22 protein-coding genes are annotated in these 16,904 nt (G+C 64.1%); 15 read left to right on the forward strand and 7 right to left on the reverse strand.

The annotated features are described in order from the left end of the window. Positions 1 to 450: 450 nt before the first annotated feature. The 3 genes from IEX41_RS00670 (at position 451) to IEX41_RS00680 (ending at position 3,122) form a co-directional block, all read left to right on the forward strand. A complete protein-coding gene (locus tag IEX41_RS00670) occupies positions 451 to 1,134 on the forward strand; it encodes a hypothetical protein (RefSeq protein ID WP_188787839.1) in 684 nt (227 codons plus the stop codon). Positions 1,135 to 1,239: 105 nt separating this feature from the next. After that, positions 1,240 to 2,052, forward strand: coding sequence for a lytic murein transglycosylase (locus IEX41_RS00675; RefSeq protein ID WP_188787841.1), 813 nt, complete (start codon positions 1,240 to 1,242; stop codon positions 2,050 to 2,052). Between the two features lie 143 nt (positions 2,053 to 2,195). Continuing rightward, a complete protein-coding gene (locus IEX41_RS00680) occupies positions 2,196 to 3,122 on the forward strand; it encodes a hypothetical protein (protein ID WP_188787843.1) in 927 nt (308 codons plus the stop codon). Here IEX41_RS00680 and IEX41_RS00685 read toward each other — a convergent pair. Beyond that, a complete protein-coding gene (locus IEX41_RS00685; RefSeq protein WP_188787845.1) occupies positions 3,115 to 3,888 on the reverse strand; it encodes a heme-dependent oxidative N-demethylase family protein in 774 nt (257 codons plus the stop codon). The two genes, IEX41_RS00680 and IEX41_RS00685, sit on opposite strands and share 8 nt — an antisense overlap. Positions 3,889 to 3,994: 106 nt before the next feature. Further along, positions 3,995 to 4,600 (reverse strand): biotin transporter BioY, encoded by a 606-nt coding sequence (locus IEX41_RS00690; protein ID WP_188787847.1) that lies wholly within the window; start codon positions 4,598 to 4,600, stop codon positions 3,995 to 3,997. 551 nt (positions 4,601 to 5,151) lie between these two features. Between IEX41_RS00690 and IEX41_RS00695 the strand changes: the two genes are divergently transcribed. From IEX41_RS00695 to IEX41_RS00705, 3 genes are all read left to right on the forward strand, one after another. After that, positions 5,152 to 5,502 carry a TfoX/Sxy family DNA transformation protein gene (locus tag IEX41_RS00695; RefSeq protein WP_188787849.1) on the forward strand — a complete coding sequence of 117 codons (351 nt, stop codon included), beginning with the start codon at positions 5,152 to 5,154 and terminating at the stop codon, positions 5,500 to 5,502. 99 nt (positions 5,503 to 5,601) lie between these two features. After that, positions 5,602 to 5,772: a YqaE/Pmp3 family membrane protein gene (locus tag IEX41_RS00700; RefSeq protein WP_188787851.1), complete on the forward strand. Its 171-nt coding sequence runs from the start codon at positions 5,602 to 5,604 to the stop codon at positions 5,770 to 5,772. Positions 5,773 to 5,777: 5 nt separating this feature from the next. Then, complete coding sequence (locus IEX41_RS00705; protein ID WP_229672856.1) at positions 5,778 to 6,194, forward strand: DUF4112 domain-containing protein; 417 nt, start codon at positions 5,778 to 5,780, stop codon at positions 6,192 to 6,194. A 123-nt stretch (positions 6,195 to 6,317) separates the two neighbouring features. On the opposite strand, the gene ndk is transcribed toward IEX41_RS00705, so the two are convergent. Then, on the reverse strand, positions 6,318 to 6,740 hold the full coding sequence (gene ndk, locus IEX41_RS00710; RefSeq protein WP_188787852.1) for a nucleoside-diphosphate kinase: 423 nt from the start codon (positions 6,738 to 6,740) through the stop codon (positions 6,318 to 6,320). 253 nt (positions 6,741 to 6,993) lie between these two features. Here ndk and IEX41_RS00715 point away from each other — a divergent pair, with 253 nt between their 5' ends. From IEX41_RS00715 to IEX41_RS00730, 4 genes are all read left to right on the forward strand, one after another. Beyond that, positions 6,994 to 8,847: an ABC-F family ATP-binding cassette domain-containing protein gene (locus IEX41_RS00715; protein WP_188787854.1), complete on the forward strand. Its 1,854-nt coding sequence runs from the start codon at positions 6,994 to 6,996 to the stop codon at positions 8,845 to 8,847. A 145-nt stretch (positions 8,848 to 8,992) separates the two neighbouring features. Then, the gene (locus tag IEX41_RS00720) at positions 8,993 to 9,613 is read left to right on the forward strand and encodes a MarC family protein (RefSeq protein WP_188787856.1); all 621 of its coding nucleotides are present in this window, start codon (positions 8,993 to 8,995) and stop codon (positions 9,611 to 9,613) included. A gap of 79 nt (positions 9,614 to 9,692) precedes the next feature. After that, entirely contained in the window at positions 9,693 to 10,274 is a 582-nt protein-coding gene (locus tag IEX41_RS00725) for a retropepsin-like aspartic protease family protein (RefSeq protein ID WP_188787858.1), read from the forward strand. A gap of 155 nt (positions 10,275 to 10,429) precedes the next feature. Continuing rightward, the gene (locus IEX41_RS00730; RefSeq protein WP_188787860.1) at positions 10,430 to 11,050 is read left to right on the forward strand and encodes a 50S ribosomal protein L25/general stress protein Ctc; all 621 of its coding nucleotides are present in this window, start codon (positions 10,430 to 10,432) and stop codon (positions 11,048 to 11,050) included. Positions 11,051 to 11,349: 299 nt separating this feature from the next. Here the strand turns inward: IEX41_RS00730 and IEX41_RS00735 are convergent, their stop codons facing one another. After that, positions 11,350 to 11,865: a hypothetical protein gene (locus IEX41_RS00735; protein ID WP_188787862.1), complete on the reverse strand. Its 516-nt coding sequence runs from the start codon at positions 11,863 to 11,865 to the stop codon at positions 11,350 to 11,352. Then, entirely contained in the window at positions 11,862 to 12,497 is a 636-nt protein-coding gene (locus tag IEX41_RS00740; RefSeq protein ID WP_188787864.1) for a SatD family protein, read from the reverse strand. Before IEX41_RS00740 ends, IEX41_RS00735 begins: the two co-directional genes overlap by 4 nt. A gap of 207 nt (positions 12,498 to 12,704) precedes the next feature. On the opposite strand from IEX41_RS00740, the gene pth reads away from it, so the two are divergent. After that, positions 12,705 to 13,463 carry an aminoacyl-tRNA hydrolase gene (pth, locus tag IEX41_RS00745; protein ID WP_188787866.1) on the forward strand — a complete coding sequence of 253 codons (759 nt, stop codon included), beginning with the start codon at positions 12,705 to 12,707 and terminating at the stop codon, positions 13,461 to 13,463. Positions 13,464 to 13,515: 52 nt separating this feature from the next. Next, positions 13,516 to 13,890 carry a DUF2237 family protein gene (locus IEX41_RS00750; RefSeq protein WP_188787868.1) on the forward strand — a complete coding sequence of 125 codons (375 nt, stop codon included), beginning with the start codon at positions 13,516 to 13,518 and terminating at the stop codon, positions 13,888 to 13,890. 40 nt (positions 13,891 to 13,930) lie between these two features. On the opposite strand, the gene IEX41_RS00755 is transcribed toward IEX41_RS00750, so the two are convergent. Further along, positions 13,931 to 14,194: a hypothetical protein gene (locus tag IEX41_RS00755; protein WP_188787869.1), complete on the reverse strand. Its 264-nt coding sequence runs from the start codon at positions 14,192 to 14,194 to the stop codon at positions 13,931 to 13,933. Between the two features lie 187 nt (positions 14,195 to 14,381). Here IEX41_RS00755 and xth point away from each other — a divergent pair, with 187 nt between their 5' ends. The 3 genes from xth (at position 14,382) to grxD (ending at position 16,004) form a co-directional block, all read left to right on the forward strand. Next, on the forward strand, positions 14,382 to 15,164 hold the full coding sequence (gene xth / locus IEX41_RS00760) for an exodeoxyribonuclease III (RefSeq protein WP_188787871.1): 783 nt from the start codon (positions 14,382 to 14,384) through the stop codon (positions 15,162 to 15,164). A 167-nt stretch (positions 15,165 to 15,331) separates the two neighbouring features. Beyond that, positions 15,332 to 15,574 carry a BolA/IbaG family iron-sulfur metabolism protein gene (locus IEX41_RS00765; RefSeq protein WP_188787873.1) on the forward strand — a complete coding sequence of 81 codons (243 nt, stop codon included), beginning with the start codon at positions 15,332 to 15,334 and terminating at the stop codon, positions 15,572 to 15,574. Between the two features lie 67 nt (positions 15,575 to 15,641). Next, positions 15,642 to 16,004: a Grx4 family monothiol glutaredoxin gene (gene grxD, locus IEX41_RS00770; protein WP_188787875.1), complete on the forward strand. Its 363-nt coding sequence runs from the start codon at positions 15,642 to 15,644 to the stop codon at positions 16,002 to 16,004. Positions 16,005 to 16,367: 363 nt separating this feature from the next. On the opposite strand, the gene ccmE is transcribed toward grxD, so the two are convergent. Continuing rightward, the gene (gene ccmE / locus IEX41_RS00775) at positions 16,368 to 16,817 is read right to left on the reverse strand and encodes a cytochrome c maturation protein CcmE (RefSeq protein WP_188787877.1); all 450 of its coding nucleotides are present in this window, start codon (positions 16,815 to 16,817) and stop codon (positions 16,368 to 16,370) included. Positions 16,818 to 16,904: the final 87 nt, after the last annotated feature.

The raw sequence follows: 16,904 nt of genomic DNA on the forward strand, positions 1-16,904 counted from the left end.
CCACCTGCGCCCCGTCTTGGCCGTCCATCTCGAGGTCTGCGCGTGACGCCCAAGCCTGTCCGGGCCGTGCTGTCGCATTCACATGTCGGTCCGGGCGTCCGAAAGCCTTGGTAAACGGCTACGAGTACAGGACGAGAAGACCGACACAGCAAGTGAGTGGCGCACAAAACGACACCGACCTCAGGACACACGATCTGCGCAATAGCGGTCTCGCGTGGGGATTTTGTGCGCAAAACCACGAAGTTTGCGGCTGTTTCAGTAGATATTGCCCGGTCGGATACACTGCATACGGGAGATTGCGTCAGTTTCGCCCCATTTGGCCCGGCATGGGGCAAAAACAGGGCGCATCATGTCCAAACCCGCACCAACCAAGCCATGTTTACCCAATTCTCTCCATATTTGCCTCACAGTATCAGTCTGTTCGCTATTACAGCTGCAAGAGGTCCCGACATGGATGCGACATCCACTCTGTGTGCCCGACTTGTGTGCCCCGCCGATATGTTCACCGGCTTCACCCGCCTTGCGGATGCGCTTGAAACCGCGCTGGTCAGCCACGGCCTGACGATCCTCGAACGTGACAACAGGGATGAACAATCTGCCTGCCTGCGCACCGATGGGGTCGACTGGCGGCTCGAGATGCGGCCCGCTGCCGAAGGCCGGCACGAAGCGATGCTGACCGCCTCCGGCGACGCCGCCACCGTGCGCCGCGCGCTTGCGGTGATCGCAGCAACCACCGGGCCAGGCGCTGCGCTCCGTCCGCGCCGCATACGTCCCGACGCTGCGCAGCCGTCCCCGAGGCCCCATGCCGCCCACCCGGCTCCGCGGCCGCGCCGGGTGACGCCCCACCGGAGCGAAGCGGCGGCCCTGCGCGACCCGAGCCCCCATCAACACATCTTGTCCGTTCCTACTGCACAAAGCGATGCCGCGTTACGGGCTCGCCTACGCGAGGCTTTCGCCCGTTCCCCAGACGTGGACCCGTCGCCGGATCGTGCTGCGCGCATTGCCCAACCGGTCCAGACCTGCGCCCGGCTGCTTGCCAGCGAGCGCGGGCGCGCCTTGGGTGTGCTTGCCCTTTCCGGAGCGTTGTTTCTGACGGACAGCAAGGCGGTTCTGGCTGGGCTGTTGCCGCTCTGATTGCTGATCGGCGGCGCGGCGCGCACCGATAAGATTGTATTTGCCCGATGTGTCCTCCGGGCTACCCTGATCCGGTAGATTTGAAGTTTTCGGAGTAGATCAAACATGCCTCGCGCCATCCGTACCGTCACGGCAGCCGCCGCGCTTGCCCTCGGCCTTGCCGGGGCGGCCCAGGCCGCCACCTGCGGCAACACCTCGAGCGGCTACCAGGCCTGGAAACAGGAGTTCGCCGCCGAGGCCCAGCAGGCCGGAGTAGGCCAGCGTGGCATCCAGGCGCTGATGGGGGCCCAGTACTCGGGCACCACCATCTCTGCCGACCGCAACCAGACCGGCGTGCGCTATTCGCTGGATGAGTTCATCCGCATCCGCCTTGGGTCGGTGGATGGCTTTGCGGCCACGGCGCGCAAGCGGATCCAGCAGAATCCGCAGTTCTATAGCTCGCTCGAACAGCGCTACGGCGTCCCGGCTGGCATCCTCGTGGCGATCCACGGCATGGAAACCGGGTTTGGCCGCACCATGGGCAATGTCCCGGTGATCTCGTCGATCACCACCGTAGCTTATGATTGCCGCCGCTCGGACTTCTTCACGCCTCATGCGCTGGCGGCGCTGCAGATGGTCGACCGCGGCATGCTTTCGGCCAACCAGCAGGGCGCGGCCCATGGCGAGCTGGGCCACACCCAGTTCCTGCCGGGCAACGCCATGCGCTATGGCGTCGACGGCAACGGTGATGGCCGTGTGGACTTTTACAACCAGTACGACGCACTTGCCTCGACCGCAAACTTCCTGCGTCAGAAAGGCTGGCAGCCCGGCCAACCCTTCGGCGAAGGCACACAAAACTTCCGTGTGCTGAATGAATGGAACGCCGCCACGGTGTACCAGCAGGCGATCGCACGGGTTGCCGCGCGTATCGAGGGCTGAACAAGGCCTTCCGGACCACCGCGCGGGACAGCCTCCGCGCGGTGGTTAACTTCCCACTAACGTCAACATGCTGCCCCCGAGCGGCCTTATTCGTTTTCTAACATGTTCTCGCGAACCGTTTTCCGGCTCAACAAGCGAGTATCATGGCGCTACCGACGTATCCCTATGCCGGGCTTCACCTCGGCCAGAATGGCGATATCAACCTGCTGGCCTGCCTCACGGCAGCAGCCGAGGTCTTGCGCCGTCTGGATGGATATTCCGGCCGCCCCCTTCAGACATCTCGAAAACGCCCGGCCCTGATGGGCGACCGCGTCGGCCTGGTGCTGCGCCCCGGTTCCGCCTCCTCCGGCATGGATGATAGCGGCGTCCGCAAGCTCGAGATCCGCGTCATTTCGCGCGAGGCGGGGCCAGCGGAGGACGACCTCGTCACCTCTCTTCTGGCGGAAACCGTGCTTACGCTCATGGACGAGGTCGAAGTCGACATCGTCGAATGGTTGTCGCCCGATTGCATGATCGAGGCGGACGAGTTCGTCGATCTGCTGTTCCCGGACGAGCAAGAATTCATCGACACCCCGAGCGCTGCTGTTTGCAAGCCCGAGTACGACCACGATGAAGACGCGCGGCTCGCACAGAGCATACGCAGCGCCATCTGCGCGGCCGAACACATCGCGCCGCTTGCGGATCACCCCTCGCGCATCACATCTGGCGCAGATCGGGCCAACGGGGCCAAAACGGACGACGCACCAGCCTGCCGGATCAATCGCGACATTTATGATGCCCCCGGCACCACTCGAAGCACTGTGCCCGATCCGGAACCGCGGGACGACGAGGACGACCCGCACGGCGATATCGAGGACGCCCTGCCGCGCCGTTCAGCCATGCTCGGAGCTATGGGCATGATCGTCGCGGTGTTTGGCTACAGCGTCAGGCTCATCGGGATGGCTTGCCTTTGGCTTATGCGGGCCATCGACCTGCGGCTGCTGTCTCGGGCGCTTTCGGTGGGTATGGCACTGATAGCACTGACCAATTCGGACGCGCTTTGGGCCATGGTGGAAGGTGCGCTCAAATAATCGCGGAAGGTGGTTTCTCGGCCGCGGGAAGCCCGTCGCCGTAATCGTCACGCGCCACCACGTAGGTATGGATCGAAAACACCACCGCCCCGGTTTCCGGCAGCCGTACGAGGCATTGCCGTTCGGAGCGGAAATAGGGTGCTGTTCGCGGCTCGACCCGATCGGCGTCGTGCTGCCTTGATCCCGGCTGGAACAACGCCGGGTCGTCGTGCCACAGGCGATTCCACCGCACCAGGGGCCGGTCCGGCCGAACCCCGTCAAAGAGGCGCTGCACCCGCGCCGCGATCGCCGCATCGTACTCGGGGATGGGACTGTGAATCTCGGAGAGCGGGCGCATGTATTTTTGCGCCAACCGCCAGCCTGCAGGAAAACACAGCACCGCGCCGGTGAGCAGGTGTTCGTCACCGCCACGCTTTTCCAGCAGACACAGATCCTCTTGTACCAGCAGGCCCAGCGTGGCCATGGGGTCACTGGTGTCGATCCCCACGGCAACGCCATCCGGCCGGATCACCCGGCTGCCTTCGCGGCGGAATGGGCCGGGAAGGCGGCCGAGGACCGTTTGCAGAAGTTCCTCCGCCGCAGATCGCGCCCCCTCGTCCATGGCGATCACCGCGTCGCGTTTCCCGGCGATCAACCGCTCGCGTTCTGCCATCTGCGCGGCAAAGGCCTCATCTGCCAGAAGCCAGTCGTTCATGCTTAGCGGTGAGACGTTCGGCAAAGGACGATGGATGCCGAAATCATGGGGAATACGGGTTTGCAGGATCATACCTGATGGGTAGATGCCCTCACGGCACCGTGCAAGCCCTGCCGCAACGCAACGCGGCGCGGAACTGCTCCGCGCCGCGCGTCTGTGCGTACTGACAGTAAAGGCCTCAGCCGCGGGCCTGGCCCACCAGCCTCCACACCGCCGGGAGGATCATCGCGGCCAGCGCCAGCTTGATCGCATCCCCGACGAGGAACGGCGTCAGGCCCCATTCGAGAAGTGGCTTGTCCCAGCCATAGAGCATCCCCAACCAGATCAGACCGGGCACGTACAGCACCAGGTTGCCCAGCAGCATCGCCCCGGCCATCTTCGGCGCAGAACGGTCCCAGCCCGCGCGGGCCAGCAGACCCATAAGCAAGGTGGCCATGACATAGCCCACGAGGTAGCCACCGGTGCTGCCCATCATGTATTCGATGCCGTTCAGCTCGGCGGTCGAGTTCTGGAAGATGTCAAAGCCCAGCACGCCGACGATCATGTAGCCCATGATCGTCACCAGCCCAAGGCGCGGGCCGTAGGCCGCGCCGACGCCGAGGACGGCGAAAGTGCCAAGGCTCATCGCCACCGGCGAGCCGGGCACAGGCACCTTGATCTTGGCACAGACGGCAAGCAGCGCAATGCCGGCCAACACAAGGATGGCCTGTTTCGCCCGCAATGCGACGCCGTCACTGGCGCCGAAGGTTTCCACCAGAACGGAGTGGTTCTGCGTGATCTGCATCGGTTGTCTCCCTCAAGATCTCAATGGCGTAAATTCCTGCCTCAATCATTTCATCATCACAACAGATCACAAGCGTCGCCGCAGGGTTAATTTGCAAATCCGTGGTTTGCTGTTGCAAAGCGACTTGAACGGTTTTCGCGGCGTATTATGGACTATCCCGGCGGACATATGCCCTTGCCCCTGGCGTCCCCAGCCGGGAGCTCATCGGCGGGCCGATCCAGCTTGTAGCAGCCATGTGGGGGTGTCATCCTGTCCATAGGTTCTGTCCAAGAGGTTGCCGCCAATGCCGGGCAAGTCTTTGTCTATCGCCCTATCAAGCGCCAGTGTTCCCAGCACCCTCGAGCCGGTTATGAGCCCTAGCGGCGCTGCGCTTCATCCTGAAATGACCGGAGAGGTTACGCCCGGCCATAACGTCAGACACAGCAGCGTGGGATGCGTGCACAGCACGGCGGGACGCGGTCACCGCCATGCCGCAGTGCGGGTGATGCCTTGCGCCCTGCCCGCGCTCACTGGCTCAACGCAATGGATCAGGCGCGGCACCGGGTGCGCCTGTGGCTGAGGGCGGCACCCCGATCACGTCGATCCGCAATCTTGGCCCCGCAGTCGAGGCTGCCTGCAGCCGTGCCGGCATCAAGGACGCAGAAACCCTGCGTTCCATGGGGGCCGATGCCGCCTACGAAGCCATGGTCCGCGCCGGCACCAAGCCGCATTTCATCGGCTATTACGTCATGCACATGGGGCTTCAGGGCCGGCCGTGGAACGACTGCCAAGGCAAGGAGAAGGACCAATTGCGCGAGATGTTCGACGCACTCTGCGCCAGGGCCCGGCCGGCCGTGGCTCGGCTCGAGGGACTAGATGCGATCCTGAACGAGATCGGTGTCATTACCCCGCCGCGCCGGTGACCGGTGCCCGGCAGTCCGGCCTACGCCTGCGTCGCAACGGAACCTCTGCTGCCTGACGGTGTTGTGATATCAACTGGAAACACAACGGAGGCTCCGATCATGGACCTTATTCGCATCATCGCCGCCATCCTGCTGCCGCCCCTCGGTGTCTTTCTGCAGGTCGGCATCGGCAAGCACTTCTGGATCAACATCCTTCTGACCATTCTTGGCTACATCCCAGGCATCGTCCACGCCATCTGGATCATCGCCCGTACACCCCGCTACGCCTGATCACCATGCAGATGTCGAACAACAGTGATCGCACCTTCGAGCGGGTGGCCCGCGTCGAGCGAGTGGCCCGGAGCATGGACCGAGCTTACCGGCTGCCGTTCACACAGATCCGGTTCGGCTGGGATGGGCTGCTAGGACTCTTGCCCGGCATCGGGGACTCGCTGGCGGTTGCACCTGCCGTTTGGATTATCAATGAGGCGCGGGAAATGGGGGTGCCGAAACCCCTGCTCGTGCAGATGGCCGGAAATATCGGCGTCGATTGGCTGATCGGTCTCGTACCGCTGGTGGGTGATATCTTCGACATCGGCTTCAAGTCGAACTCGCGCAACGCGGCACTTCTGCGTCGCTGGGCGGAAGAACAACGGGTGACGCCGGGAAGCGGCCCGGCGCGCGCACCGAATGTCTCGACCAGCCCGGCCTGAACATGTGGCCCTGAACCGCTGCTGCTGAAAAGGCATGCCACGCCGCAATGAAAAACGGGCGCTCTGAGGAGCGCCCGTTTCGTCATGTTTGCCGCGCGCTGAAGGTCAGCGCGTCGGGTTGGTTCAGCCGACGAGCTCGAGGCCCGAGAAGTAGTACGCGATTTCTTCCGCGGCGGTTTCCGGAGCATCGGAGCCGTGCACGGAGTTCTCGCCAACGGATTCTGCGAACTCGGCGCGGATGGTGCCTTCGGCGGCGTCCGCGGGGTTGGTCGCGCCCATCACTTCACGGTTCTTGGCGATGGCGCCTTCACCTTCGAGAACCTGCACGACGACCGGCTCGGACGCCATGAACTCGCACAGCTCGTCATAGAAGGGACGCTCTGCGTGCACCTTGTAGAATTCGCCAGCTTGCGCCTTGGTCAGCTGGATGCGCTTTTGCGCGATGATGCGCAGGCCCGCTTCCTCGAACTTGGCATTGATCTTGCCGGTCAGGTTGCGGCGGGTTGCATCGGGCTTGATGATCGAAAGGGTGCGTTCGACGGCCATGTTGGTCTCCATTGAAAAGCCGGGCAGCTGGCCCGGCCGGTATTTGCTGGAGGGGCGTTAACATGGCGCTGACCATTTGGAAAGTCCGAAGCAGTCGGCGCCCTGGGTGGCCCCCGCAGTAGCGGCACGCTGCCGCGCCCCACAAGCGAGGGGCCCTGCCCCTCGCGCTCCCCGGGATACTTGAGGTCAAAGGAAGCAGGGCGCCGCGTCTAATGGCATTTGACAACCCCCTGCGCTCTGGTAAGGCCCCGTCATGCTTCGTATCGACGATATCTCCTTTTCCATCGAGGGCAGGCCCCTGCTCGAAGGCGCCAGCGCCACCATTCCTGCCGGCCACAAGGTGGGCCTCGTGGGGCCGAACGGCGCGGGCAAGACCACGCTGTTCCGGCTGATCCGCGGCGAGCTGACGCTTGACGGCGGCGAGATCTCCATGCCCGAGAAGGCGCGGGTCGGCGGAGTCGCCCAGGAAGCGCCCGCGTCGGACATGACGCTGGTGGAGACGGTGCTTGCCGCCGATACCGAGCGTGCCGCGCTGATGGCCGAAGCCGAGACAGCGACCGACCCGAACCGCATTGCCGACGTTCAGACCCGGCTGGCGGACATCGACGCCTGGTCCGCCGAGGCGCGGGCATCGTCCATCCTCAAGGGGCTCGGCTTTGACGAGAACGACCAGAAGCGCCCCAGCGCGGATTTTTCGGGCGGCTGGCGGATGCGCCTGGCGCTTGCGGGGGTCCTGTTCGCCCAGCCCGATGTGCTGCTGCTCGACGAGCCGACCAACTACCTCGACCTCGAGGGGGCGCTCTGGCTCGAGAGCTATCTTGCGAAATACCCGCACACGGTCATCGTCATCAGCCACGACCGCGGGCTGCTGAACAGGGCCGTGGGCGCGATCCTGCATCTCGAGGACCGCAAGCTTGTGCTCTACCAGGGCGGCTATGACACCTTCGCCCGCACCCGTGCGGAGCGCCGCGCCGTTCAGGCCGCCGCCGCCCGCAAGCAGGATGAGCGCAAGGCCCACCTGCAGAGTTTTGTCGACCGCTTCCGTGCCAAGGCCTCGAAGGCCAAGCAGGCGCAGGCGCGTCTGAAGATGATCGCGAAAATGGACACGATCACCGCCCCCGAGGAAGCGGCCAAACGGGTGTTCAGCTTCCCACAGCCCGACCAGCTGTCACCGCCCATCATCGCGCTCGAGGGCGGCGCGACGGGCTACGGCGACCGCAAGGTGCTGGGCCGCCTCAACCTGCGGATCGACCAGGATGACCGCATTGCACTGCTGGGCCGCAACGGTCAGGGCAAATCGACCCTGTCGAAGCTGCTCGCCGAACGCCTCGAGCTGATGGATGGCAAGATCACCCGCAGCTCCAAGCTGCGCATCGGCTACTTCGCCCAGCACCAGGTGGACGAGCTGCACCTTGACGAAAGCCCGCTCCAGCACCTGCAACGCGAACGCCCTGACACGCCGCCCGCGCGCCTGCGCGCGCAGCTGGCCGGCTTCGGCCTTGGTGCCGAACAGGCCGAGACCGTGGTGGGGCGCCTTTCAGGCGGCCAGAAGGCACGGCTGTCGCTTCTGCTTGCAACGCTTGATGCGCCACATATGCTCATCCTCGACGAGCCGACCAACCACCTCGACATTGAAAGCCGCGAGGCCCTGGTCGAGGCACTCACTGCCTATTCCGGCGCTGTGATCCTGGTGAGCCACGACATGCACCTGCTGAGCCTCGTGGCAGACCGGCTCTGGCTGGTGAAGGATGGCACGGTGACGCCCTACGACGACGATCTCGACGCCTATCGCAGCATGCTGCTCACCCCGGAAAAGCCCGCGAAAGCCGCGAAGCCCGAACCGGTCAAGGCCCCCAAACCCTCGCGTGATGCCATCCTCGCCCTGCGCTCCGATGCGCGCAAGTGCGAGGCCCGGGTCGAGAAGATCGAGCAAATGCGTGAGAAGCTTGCCACCAAGCTTGCCGATCCTGATCTTTACGAGAGCGCACGCGCCAACGAGCTGGAAACCTGGAACAAGAAATACGCCGAGGTCATGGATGGTCTCCACAAGGCCGAGGCCCTCTGGGAAGCGGCCCTGGAAAAGCTCGACGCTGCCGAAAAGGCCTGAACGGCGCGCCGCCCTGCACTTCTTCTCTTTTTCCAAATGCGCCTGGGGGAATAGGCGGAGCCGAGGGGGCGGAGCCCCCGCCGCGCCGCCGCGTCACGCTCAGCCCCGCTGGACAACGCGGTGCGTCTCCGCCTAGGATTTTCCAATGGACATGGCGTTTCTGGTCACCTCTTTCGCAACGCTTTTCGTGGTGATCGACCCCATAGGTCTCACCCCGGTCTTCATTGCCCTAACGCAAGGTGCCGACGGTGGGCACAGGCGCCGCATGGCGATCCGTTCGTGCGCCGTGGCCTTCGGCGTGCTGACGCTGTTTGCCTTTCTCGGCGAAGCGGTGCTTGGCTTCATCGGGATCTCCATGCCCGCGTTCCGCATCGCGGGCGGAATCCTGCTCTTTCTAACCGCGTTGGACATGCTGTTCGAACGGCGCAGCAAACGCCGCGAGGACAAGGCCGAGGACGATGACGCCCTGCCCGACCCGTCGGTCTTTCCTATAGGCATCCCGCTGATTGCCGGACCGGGTGCCATCGCGACTATCATCTTGCTGGCCGGCCAGACCGGCAGCATCGGTGGCACGCTCGCGGTGCTGGGCGTGATGACCGTCGTGCTGCTGATGGTGCTGGCACTGTTCCTTATCGCCGGAAGCATCGAGCGGGCGCTGGGGCACACGGGCATCATCGTGGTCACGCGGCTGCTGGGCATGCTGCTCGCGGCCCTGTCCGTGCAATTCGTTATCGACGGGCTGCGCAACATGGGTGCGCTTGGCTGACCCTTGGCCGAGGTCCGGTCCCCGTCCCATATGAGGATCGACGGCCGAGGCAGAGCACAGGACGAAGGAGACGTACCGCATGACCGGATACGAGTTCGGACGACTGGCCTATCTTGGGATCTTTCTGGCCGCCATCGCCGGGATTTATCTGCTGCAGAGTCGGGCCAGCTGGCGGCGTGGCCTGGTTTATGCTGCCACCTGGGCGCTGATCTTTCTGGGGGTCATCGCCGCAGTCGGGCTGTGGGACGACATCCGCGGTGCGGCGCTGCCCCGGCAGGCGGTGTTCAGCGATGCGGGCCATGTCGAGCTGCCGCGGGCCCGGGATGGGCACTACTACGTGTCTCTCGACATAAACGGCAGCGCCACGCGCTTCGTCGTCGACACCGGGGCCAGCGGCATGGTGCTGACCCGCGAGGATGCCGCGCGCGCCGGGATAGACCTTGGCGCCCTGCCGTTCCACGGCTCGGCCAGCACCGCCAACGGCATGGTGCGCACCGCGCCGGTGGTGCTTGACGAGGTCGCGCTCGGGCCGTTTACCGACCGCAATGTGAGGGCCTACGTGAACGAAGGCGACATGCATGGCTCGCTTCTTGGCATGAGCTACCTACAGCGGTTTTCCCGTCTCGAGATCGCGAACGGACGGCTGATCCTCGAACGCTGACCTCCCCCGAGCGCCAATTTCCTTGCCAAGAAATGTGCCGTCCCGGTGCTCAGCACAGAAAGAGGTTGCCCGGAGCCCCGTTCTCGTCTATCGGAGCGGCTCTTACGCGGGGTGACAGCCTTGGAGGCACCCCCATATCAGATGGAGATACAAAGATGGCTAACGAGATTCCTGATCTTGTAGTCCTGGAACGGCCGGGGACGGGCAAGGGCGCCGCTCGGCAGGCACGCCGCGATGGCATGGTTCCGGGGATTGTTTTCGGTGGTGAGGGCGAACCCCTCGCGATCCAGATGGACTTCAACGTGCTGCTCAAGCAGCTGAAGGCCGGTCGCTTCAAGCAGACCCTTTTCAACCTCAAGGTTGAAGGCCATGATGACGTTCGCGTCATCTGCCGCGATGTGCAGCGCGATGTGGTGAAGGACCTTCCCACCCACTTCGACCTGCTGCGCCTGCGCCGCACCACCCGGATCAACCTGTTCGTCCACGTTGATTTCATCAACGAAGACAAGGCCCCCGGCATCAAGAAGGGCGGCGTCCTGACCGTCGTGCGTCAGGAAGTCGAACTGAACGTCCTCGCGGGCGACATCCCCGACCACATCACCGTGGATCTCGAGGGCAAGGACATCGGCGATGTGATCCACATCTCCGACGTGACCCTGCCGGACGGCGTCAAGCCGACCATCGAGCGTGATTTCGTCATCGCGAACATCTCGGCACCGCGCGGCCTGCGCGCCGATGATGCGGCAGACGACGAAGAAGAGGGCGGCGAGGAGTAATCCCCGCCCTGAGCGCGACATCGGAACGGCCCCGTCAGAAATGGCGGGGCCGTTTTCCGTTCCGGACGGCGCATGGCCCAAGAAACATGGGGAGCGGCAGACTCCAGAGGCAAAGCGGACCGGCAGGCCTTGTCCAAAGGCAGCGCTTTCGATCACCGCCGATCGCTCTAGGCATGGCCTGCACTAGGGCAATGGCATCGGAGGGCGGGTATCTCGCGCCCGACGGGAAGACGCCGCCTGCGCAAAGAGCGCCCCACTCTCCGGCCATCGCGTACATCCCCTGTGATCACATACCGCGATCACTCTGCGGGATCGGACCCCACGGCCACCGCCACCATCTGCGCAAGGTCCAGCCCAAGGCTGCGGTCGTACGCCATCCAGCCGGCGGTCACCAGCACCGCCCAGAGCAGGCTGAACAGTGACCCCACGAGGAAATACTCGGCAAAGCGCTTGTCATCGAGTTCTTTGAACCGCGCCACGGTCTTGAGCGCGATCACCGCCGCAAGGATCTGCCAGCTCTGCGTGGCGATCCCAAGCCCAACAATCAGACGCTCCAGCGATCCGATGACGCGCCCTGCCCGGGCTTCGGCCTGTCCGGAGCCGCTATCACCGGCCGCGTCGGGCCCTGCTATGGTCGCTGCGTTGGCCTCTGTACCGGTTTCCATCTCGGGGCTGCGCGGAGCTGGTCGCAGGGACGGCAGGCGGAACAGAAGCCGGCAGGCGAGGTTGCCACCCGCTGTCAGCAAGAACAGCGCCGCTGCGCAATAGGCCACCGCATGCGCAAGGCTCGGCCAGTCACGAAGCACATCCGTCATGGCACCGCCCCTGTCCACGATTGAAGGGCCGCAGCAATGGCATCCCACTGGGCGAGGTAGGCCTCGTAATGTCCGGCGCTGCGCACCTTGTAGATGCTGTGCACCGATACGCCCCGCTGCCGAGCCAGCTGCATGGCGGACATGCCGCCAATCTGCGCGGTGATGTCGTCGCGCTGACGGTCGGTCCAGCCGCTTTCGATCGCGCTCAGGCCCGCGCCAAGCGCGTCCAGAACCGTCTCTTCGACGGTATCCTGCGCGGCCTCCGGATCGACCGAAAAGCGGTAGAGCGTCACCGCCTTCTTCTCGTCCAGCCGGTCGCGGGCCCGGCCGAAACCCGGCCCCATCATGTTCCACGCCCGTTCCGGGTTGGGAGGCGTGCGCAGCAGCACCTGCCCGAGAACAAAACGGCAGTCGATCCCCTCGGCCAGCAGTCCAAGCCGCAAGTGACGCATGATCGCAAGCCCCGCAGGCGCGTCGCGCAAGACGCCCTGAAACTCGTCCCCCAGCGTGATGGTGAGCGGTGACAGAAGTTCGTCACCGTACCGCACATTCGCATCCGCGATGGCGGCGTTGAACCGCGCGTGAAGATGCGCTGCCGACAGCGCCGTTTCGCTGCCCAGAAGATCGCCCATCAAGACGGCATTCATATTCTGATTTGAGCCTGCCATGGGCTAATACTGCAATATACCCCTCAAAGGGTCAATATCATGATTTACCCCTGCGTGGGTAAATGATCCACCTCTGCCCGCAGATCCACCCATCGGGTTGTCGTCCGCCGCCATTCCACCATATCAAGGCTCAAGACACACAGACAGACCGCAAGCATCCGGAGACGCGCGTTGCAGATTTTCACCGGCCTCGGCAACCCCGGCAGCAAGTACGCCGCAAACCGCCACAATATCGGGTTCATGGCAATGGACCGCATCGCCTCGGACCATGGGTTCACCCCGTGGCGCAAGGCGTTTCAGGGCATGGCAGCCGAAGGCCGGCTTGGCGGTGACAAGGTGCTGCTTCTCAAGCCCGGCACCTTCATGAACCTTTCGGGCCAGTCCGTGGGCGAAGCCATGCGGTTCTACAAGCTGGAGCCCGGCGATGTCACCGTCTTCCACGACGAGCTGGACCTCGCCCCGTCAAAATGCCGCGTCAAGACCGGTGGCGGCCACGCGGGCCACAACGGCCTGCGATCCATCCACCAGCATATCGGCGAAGCCTATCAGCGGGTCCGGCTTGGCATCGGCCACCCCGGCCGCAAGGAGCTGGTGGCGGCCTACGTTTTGCATGACTTTGCCAAGGCCGACCAGGACTGGCTGGACGATTTGCTCCGGGGCATGAGTGACGGCGCCGACGCGCTGGCCAAGGGCGACACGGGCGGATTCCAGAACGCCGTGGCGCTACGGGTCAATCCACCCCGATCCGGAACCGGAACCGCAGGTGGCAAATCGAGCGGTGCAGAAAAATCGAAAGCTGCGACACCCAAAATTGCGACACCCGATGCCACCCCTCCCACAGCTAGCCAAGCTGGCCCACGAGATGAAACGCCGCCCACCGAAGAAGACACCCGCTCGCCCTTGCAAAAGCTGGCGGACCGCTTCCGCTGAGACACTGGACAGGGGGCTGCCCATCCGGCAGGCTCGGACCAAGGAGATCCACATGACCCAGAAGGAACCGGCCATCAACGTGCTCGGAGGGCCGCTGACCCCATGCTCTTCCGATCCACTGACGGGGTATTTCCGCGATGCCCATTGCAATACCTGCTCACAGGACACTGGCAGTCACACCGTCTGCGCCGTCATGACTGCCGAGTTCCTCGCCTTCTCGGCTTATGTCGGCAACGATCTGTCTACTCCACGTCCCGAGCTTGGGTTCGCCGGTCTGAAGCCGGGGGATCAGTGGTGTCTTTGCGCGATGAGATTCCTGCAGGCCCATGACGAAGGCTGCGCCCCGCGCGTGGACCTGGGCGCGACGCATGCGCGCGCACTTGATCTGGTTGCGCTTGATATTCTGGAACAGCACGCCACTGCCTGACCGTTCTTGGCCAGACCACAATTGGCTGGCGCGACAGGCATCAGCGTGTCGGGACGAGCACCGGGGTTTGCTTGGGGTGACGCACCTCCGCGCGCTTGCGCCGCTTCGGTGCTCCGAATAGCTGCCACACACCGTTCACCAGCTGACGTGGGACGGTGTCGTCCTGCACAGCACGCGGCTGCGATCCGCGGTACATCACCTTGGTCGTGGCGGTGCTGCTTTGCATGGTCATCACCGTCATCGTACGCACCGTGGTCGCATCAGTCGACAAAACGGTGGTGGCGGTGTTCATTCGGATGCGCATGCAAGCTCCCATATCTGGTGTCCAAGGCCAACACCTCCAAATGGTGTTGGTTCCACGCATTGCGCGCTGGATGCAACCCGCCCCATGTCACAAGCATGGCATCAGGGCACGACGCATCCCCACCCTTGCTCCTCGGGCTCGCATGGGCGATAGCAGGGCCATCCACGCCAGCGCAGGACAAAGACCCATGAAGATCGCCACCTTCAACATCAACGGTATCAAGGCCCGCATCGACGCGCTGTGTGACTGGCTCGACGAGGCGCAACCCGACGTGGCGCTCTTGCAGGAGATCAAGTCCGTGGATGAAGGTTTCCCCCGCGAGCTTTTCGAGGATCGTGGCTATCAGGTGGAAACCCACGGCCAGAAAAGCTTCAACGGCGTCGCCATCCTGTCCAAGCTGCCGCTCGAGGACGTGACCCGTGGCCTGCCCGGCGATGACAGCGACGAACAGGCGCGCTGGATCGAGGCGACGGTGATGGGCGAGACGCAGGCAGTGCGGATCTGCGGGCTCTACCTGCCCAACGGCAACCCGGCGCCGGGGCCGAAGTACGACTACAAGCTGGCATGGATGGAACGGCTTGAAGCGCGGGCAAAGCAGCTTCTGGAGGATGAGATGCCCAGCCTCATGGCCGGCGACTACAACGTCATCCCGCAGGCCGAAGACGCCGCCAAGCCCGAGGCCTGGACTGAGGATGCGCTATTCCTGCCGCAGACCCGCGCCGCCTTCCGCCGGATCCTCAACCTCGGCTTCACCGAGGCGTTCCGCAGCCGTCACCCCGAGCCGGGGCATTATAGCTTTTGGGATTACCAGGCGGGCGCGTGGCAGCGCAACAACGGCATCCGCATCGACCACTTGCTGCTCAGCCCGCAGGCGGCGGACCTTCTGGCCGACGTGCAGATCGACCGCGACATTCGCGGCCGCGACAAGCCCTCGGACCACGTTCCGGTGTGGATAGAGCTGGCGGCCTGACCAAAGGTCCTGGCATGGCGCACGCTGCCGCCCTGTCCGCAGCGTCAGGGCGGAGCCCGCAGAAATTCACCGCGCCCCCTGCGGGATGACCGGCGGCCCCCTGCTTGCGTCTGCCGCCTGTGACGCCTACATCTTGCACCAAGGACAACATGAACGGAGTGCGCCACATGGCCATGGAAGCGACGGAGATCGAACAGCTCATACGGGCCACGTTCCCCGATGCGAAGATAACGATCACCGACCTTGCGGGAGACGGCAATCACTATGCCGCCGAGGTGATCGACGAAAGCTTCCGAGGTCAGAACCGCGTCCAGCAGCAGCGCGCCGTCTACGCGGCGCTTAAGGGCAAGATGGACGGCAACCACGGCGACCTCCACGCCCTAGCCCTCACCACAAAGGTGCCGGACTGACGGCACCTGCCCGACATATCGGCGCGGCCCCCAGCGGCCCGTGCCCTTTCCGAAAACGGAGACAGACATGACCGACGCCAAGACCACCATCGACGAGACGGTAAAGGCAAACACCGTGGTGCTTTACATGAAAGGCACCAAGGCCATGCCCCAGTGCGGCTTTTCCAGCCGCGTGGCAGGCGTGCTGAACTACATGGGCGTCGATTACCTCGACGTGAACGTGCTGGCTGATGACGGCATCCGCCAGGGCATCAAGGATTACTCGGACTGGCCGACCATCCCCCAGCTGTACGTAAACGGCGAATTCGTCGGCGGCTGCGACATCATCACCGAGATGACTCTGTCTGGAGAGCTCGACAAGCTCTTCGAGGACAGCGGCGTCACCTATGACAAGGGCGCTGCCGAGAAGATCCGCGAAGCCAACGCCTGATCGGCGCCAAAGCTGCCGCGACAAGCCAACAGCGAAACGCCCTCCCTCAACCGGAGGGCGTTTTTGTGTGTGTGTTCACCGTTCGATTGACAGGTAGCCCACCTGCCCGGCCCTGGGCCGGATCGGACGCCGCCAGGGATCAAGCTGCCCCACACCTGCCGAAAAGCAGCTCGGCTGGAGCCGGGCTCAGTGGCTCGCACTTTGACAACGGCCCGGTACCCTGGACGGCAGACGGCCCTGCGTCCGCCCCGCGGGCACGCGGCCAAGAGTGCGTATTTTCAAAGAGAAGAAATGAAAAGAGTGCCCTTGCCCCAGCGCGAAAACCCGCCGTGAGACATGGGGCATGGGGCGGGAGCGATGGGTTCAGCTTTCGGGCGCCTCGTAGACGCCCTGCTCTTTCAGCGCGTCGATGACTTCCTTGGGCATGTAGGTCTCGTCGTGTTTGGCGAGGATCTCCGAGGCTTCAAAGACCCCGGAAACGTAGCGGCCCGTTCCGACCATGCCCTGATTTTCTGAGAAAAGATCCGGCAGCACCCCGGCGAAAACCACCGGAACGGTAGCACCACCGTCGGTCACGTTGAAGCGGATCTCGTGTCCGTTTCCGCGCTCGATCGATCCCTCCTCGACAAGGCCGCCGATGCGAAAGGTCTCGGACGGGCTGGGCGGTTCGGCGACCAGCTGGCTCGGGGAGCGGAAGAAGTTGATGCCGTCGCGCATGGCATAGCCAATCATCGCCGTCGACACGAGCAGCGCAAAGGCTGTCAGAGCGACAATCTGGATCCGGCGTTGCTTCTTGAGCGTTTTGAGCGACATGCGGTTACCTCCGGGGATCATCTTGTCGCATGTCGGCGCCCCGAGCGCCACACACGTGTGCGTCAGATACCCCATACTTTGGAAGGG

It is taken from the genome of Salipiger pallidus, assembly GCF_014643635.1.
In the GTDB taxonomy this organism is placed as follows: domain Bacteria; phylum Pseudomonadota; class Alphaproteobacteria; order Rhodobacterales; family Rhodobacteraceae; genus Salipiger; species Salipiger pallidus.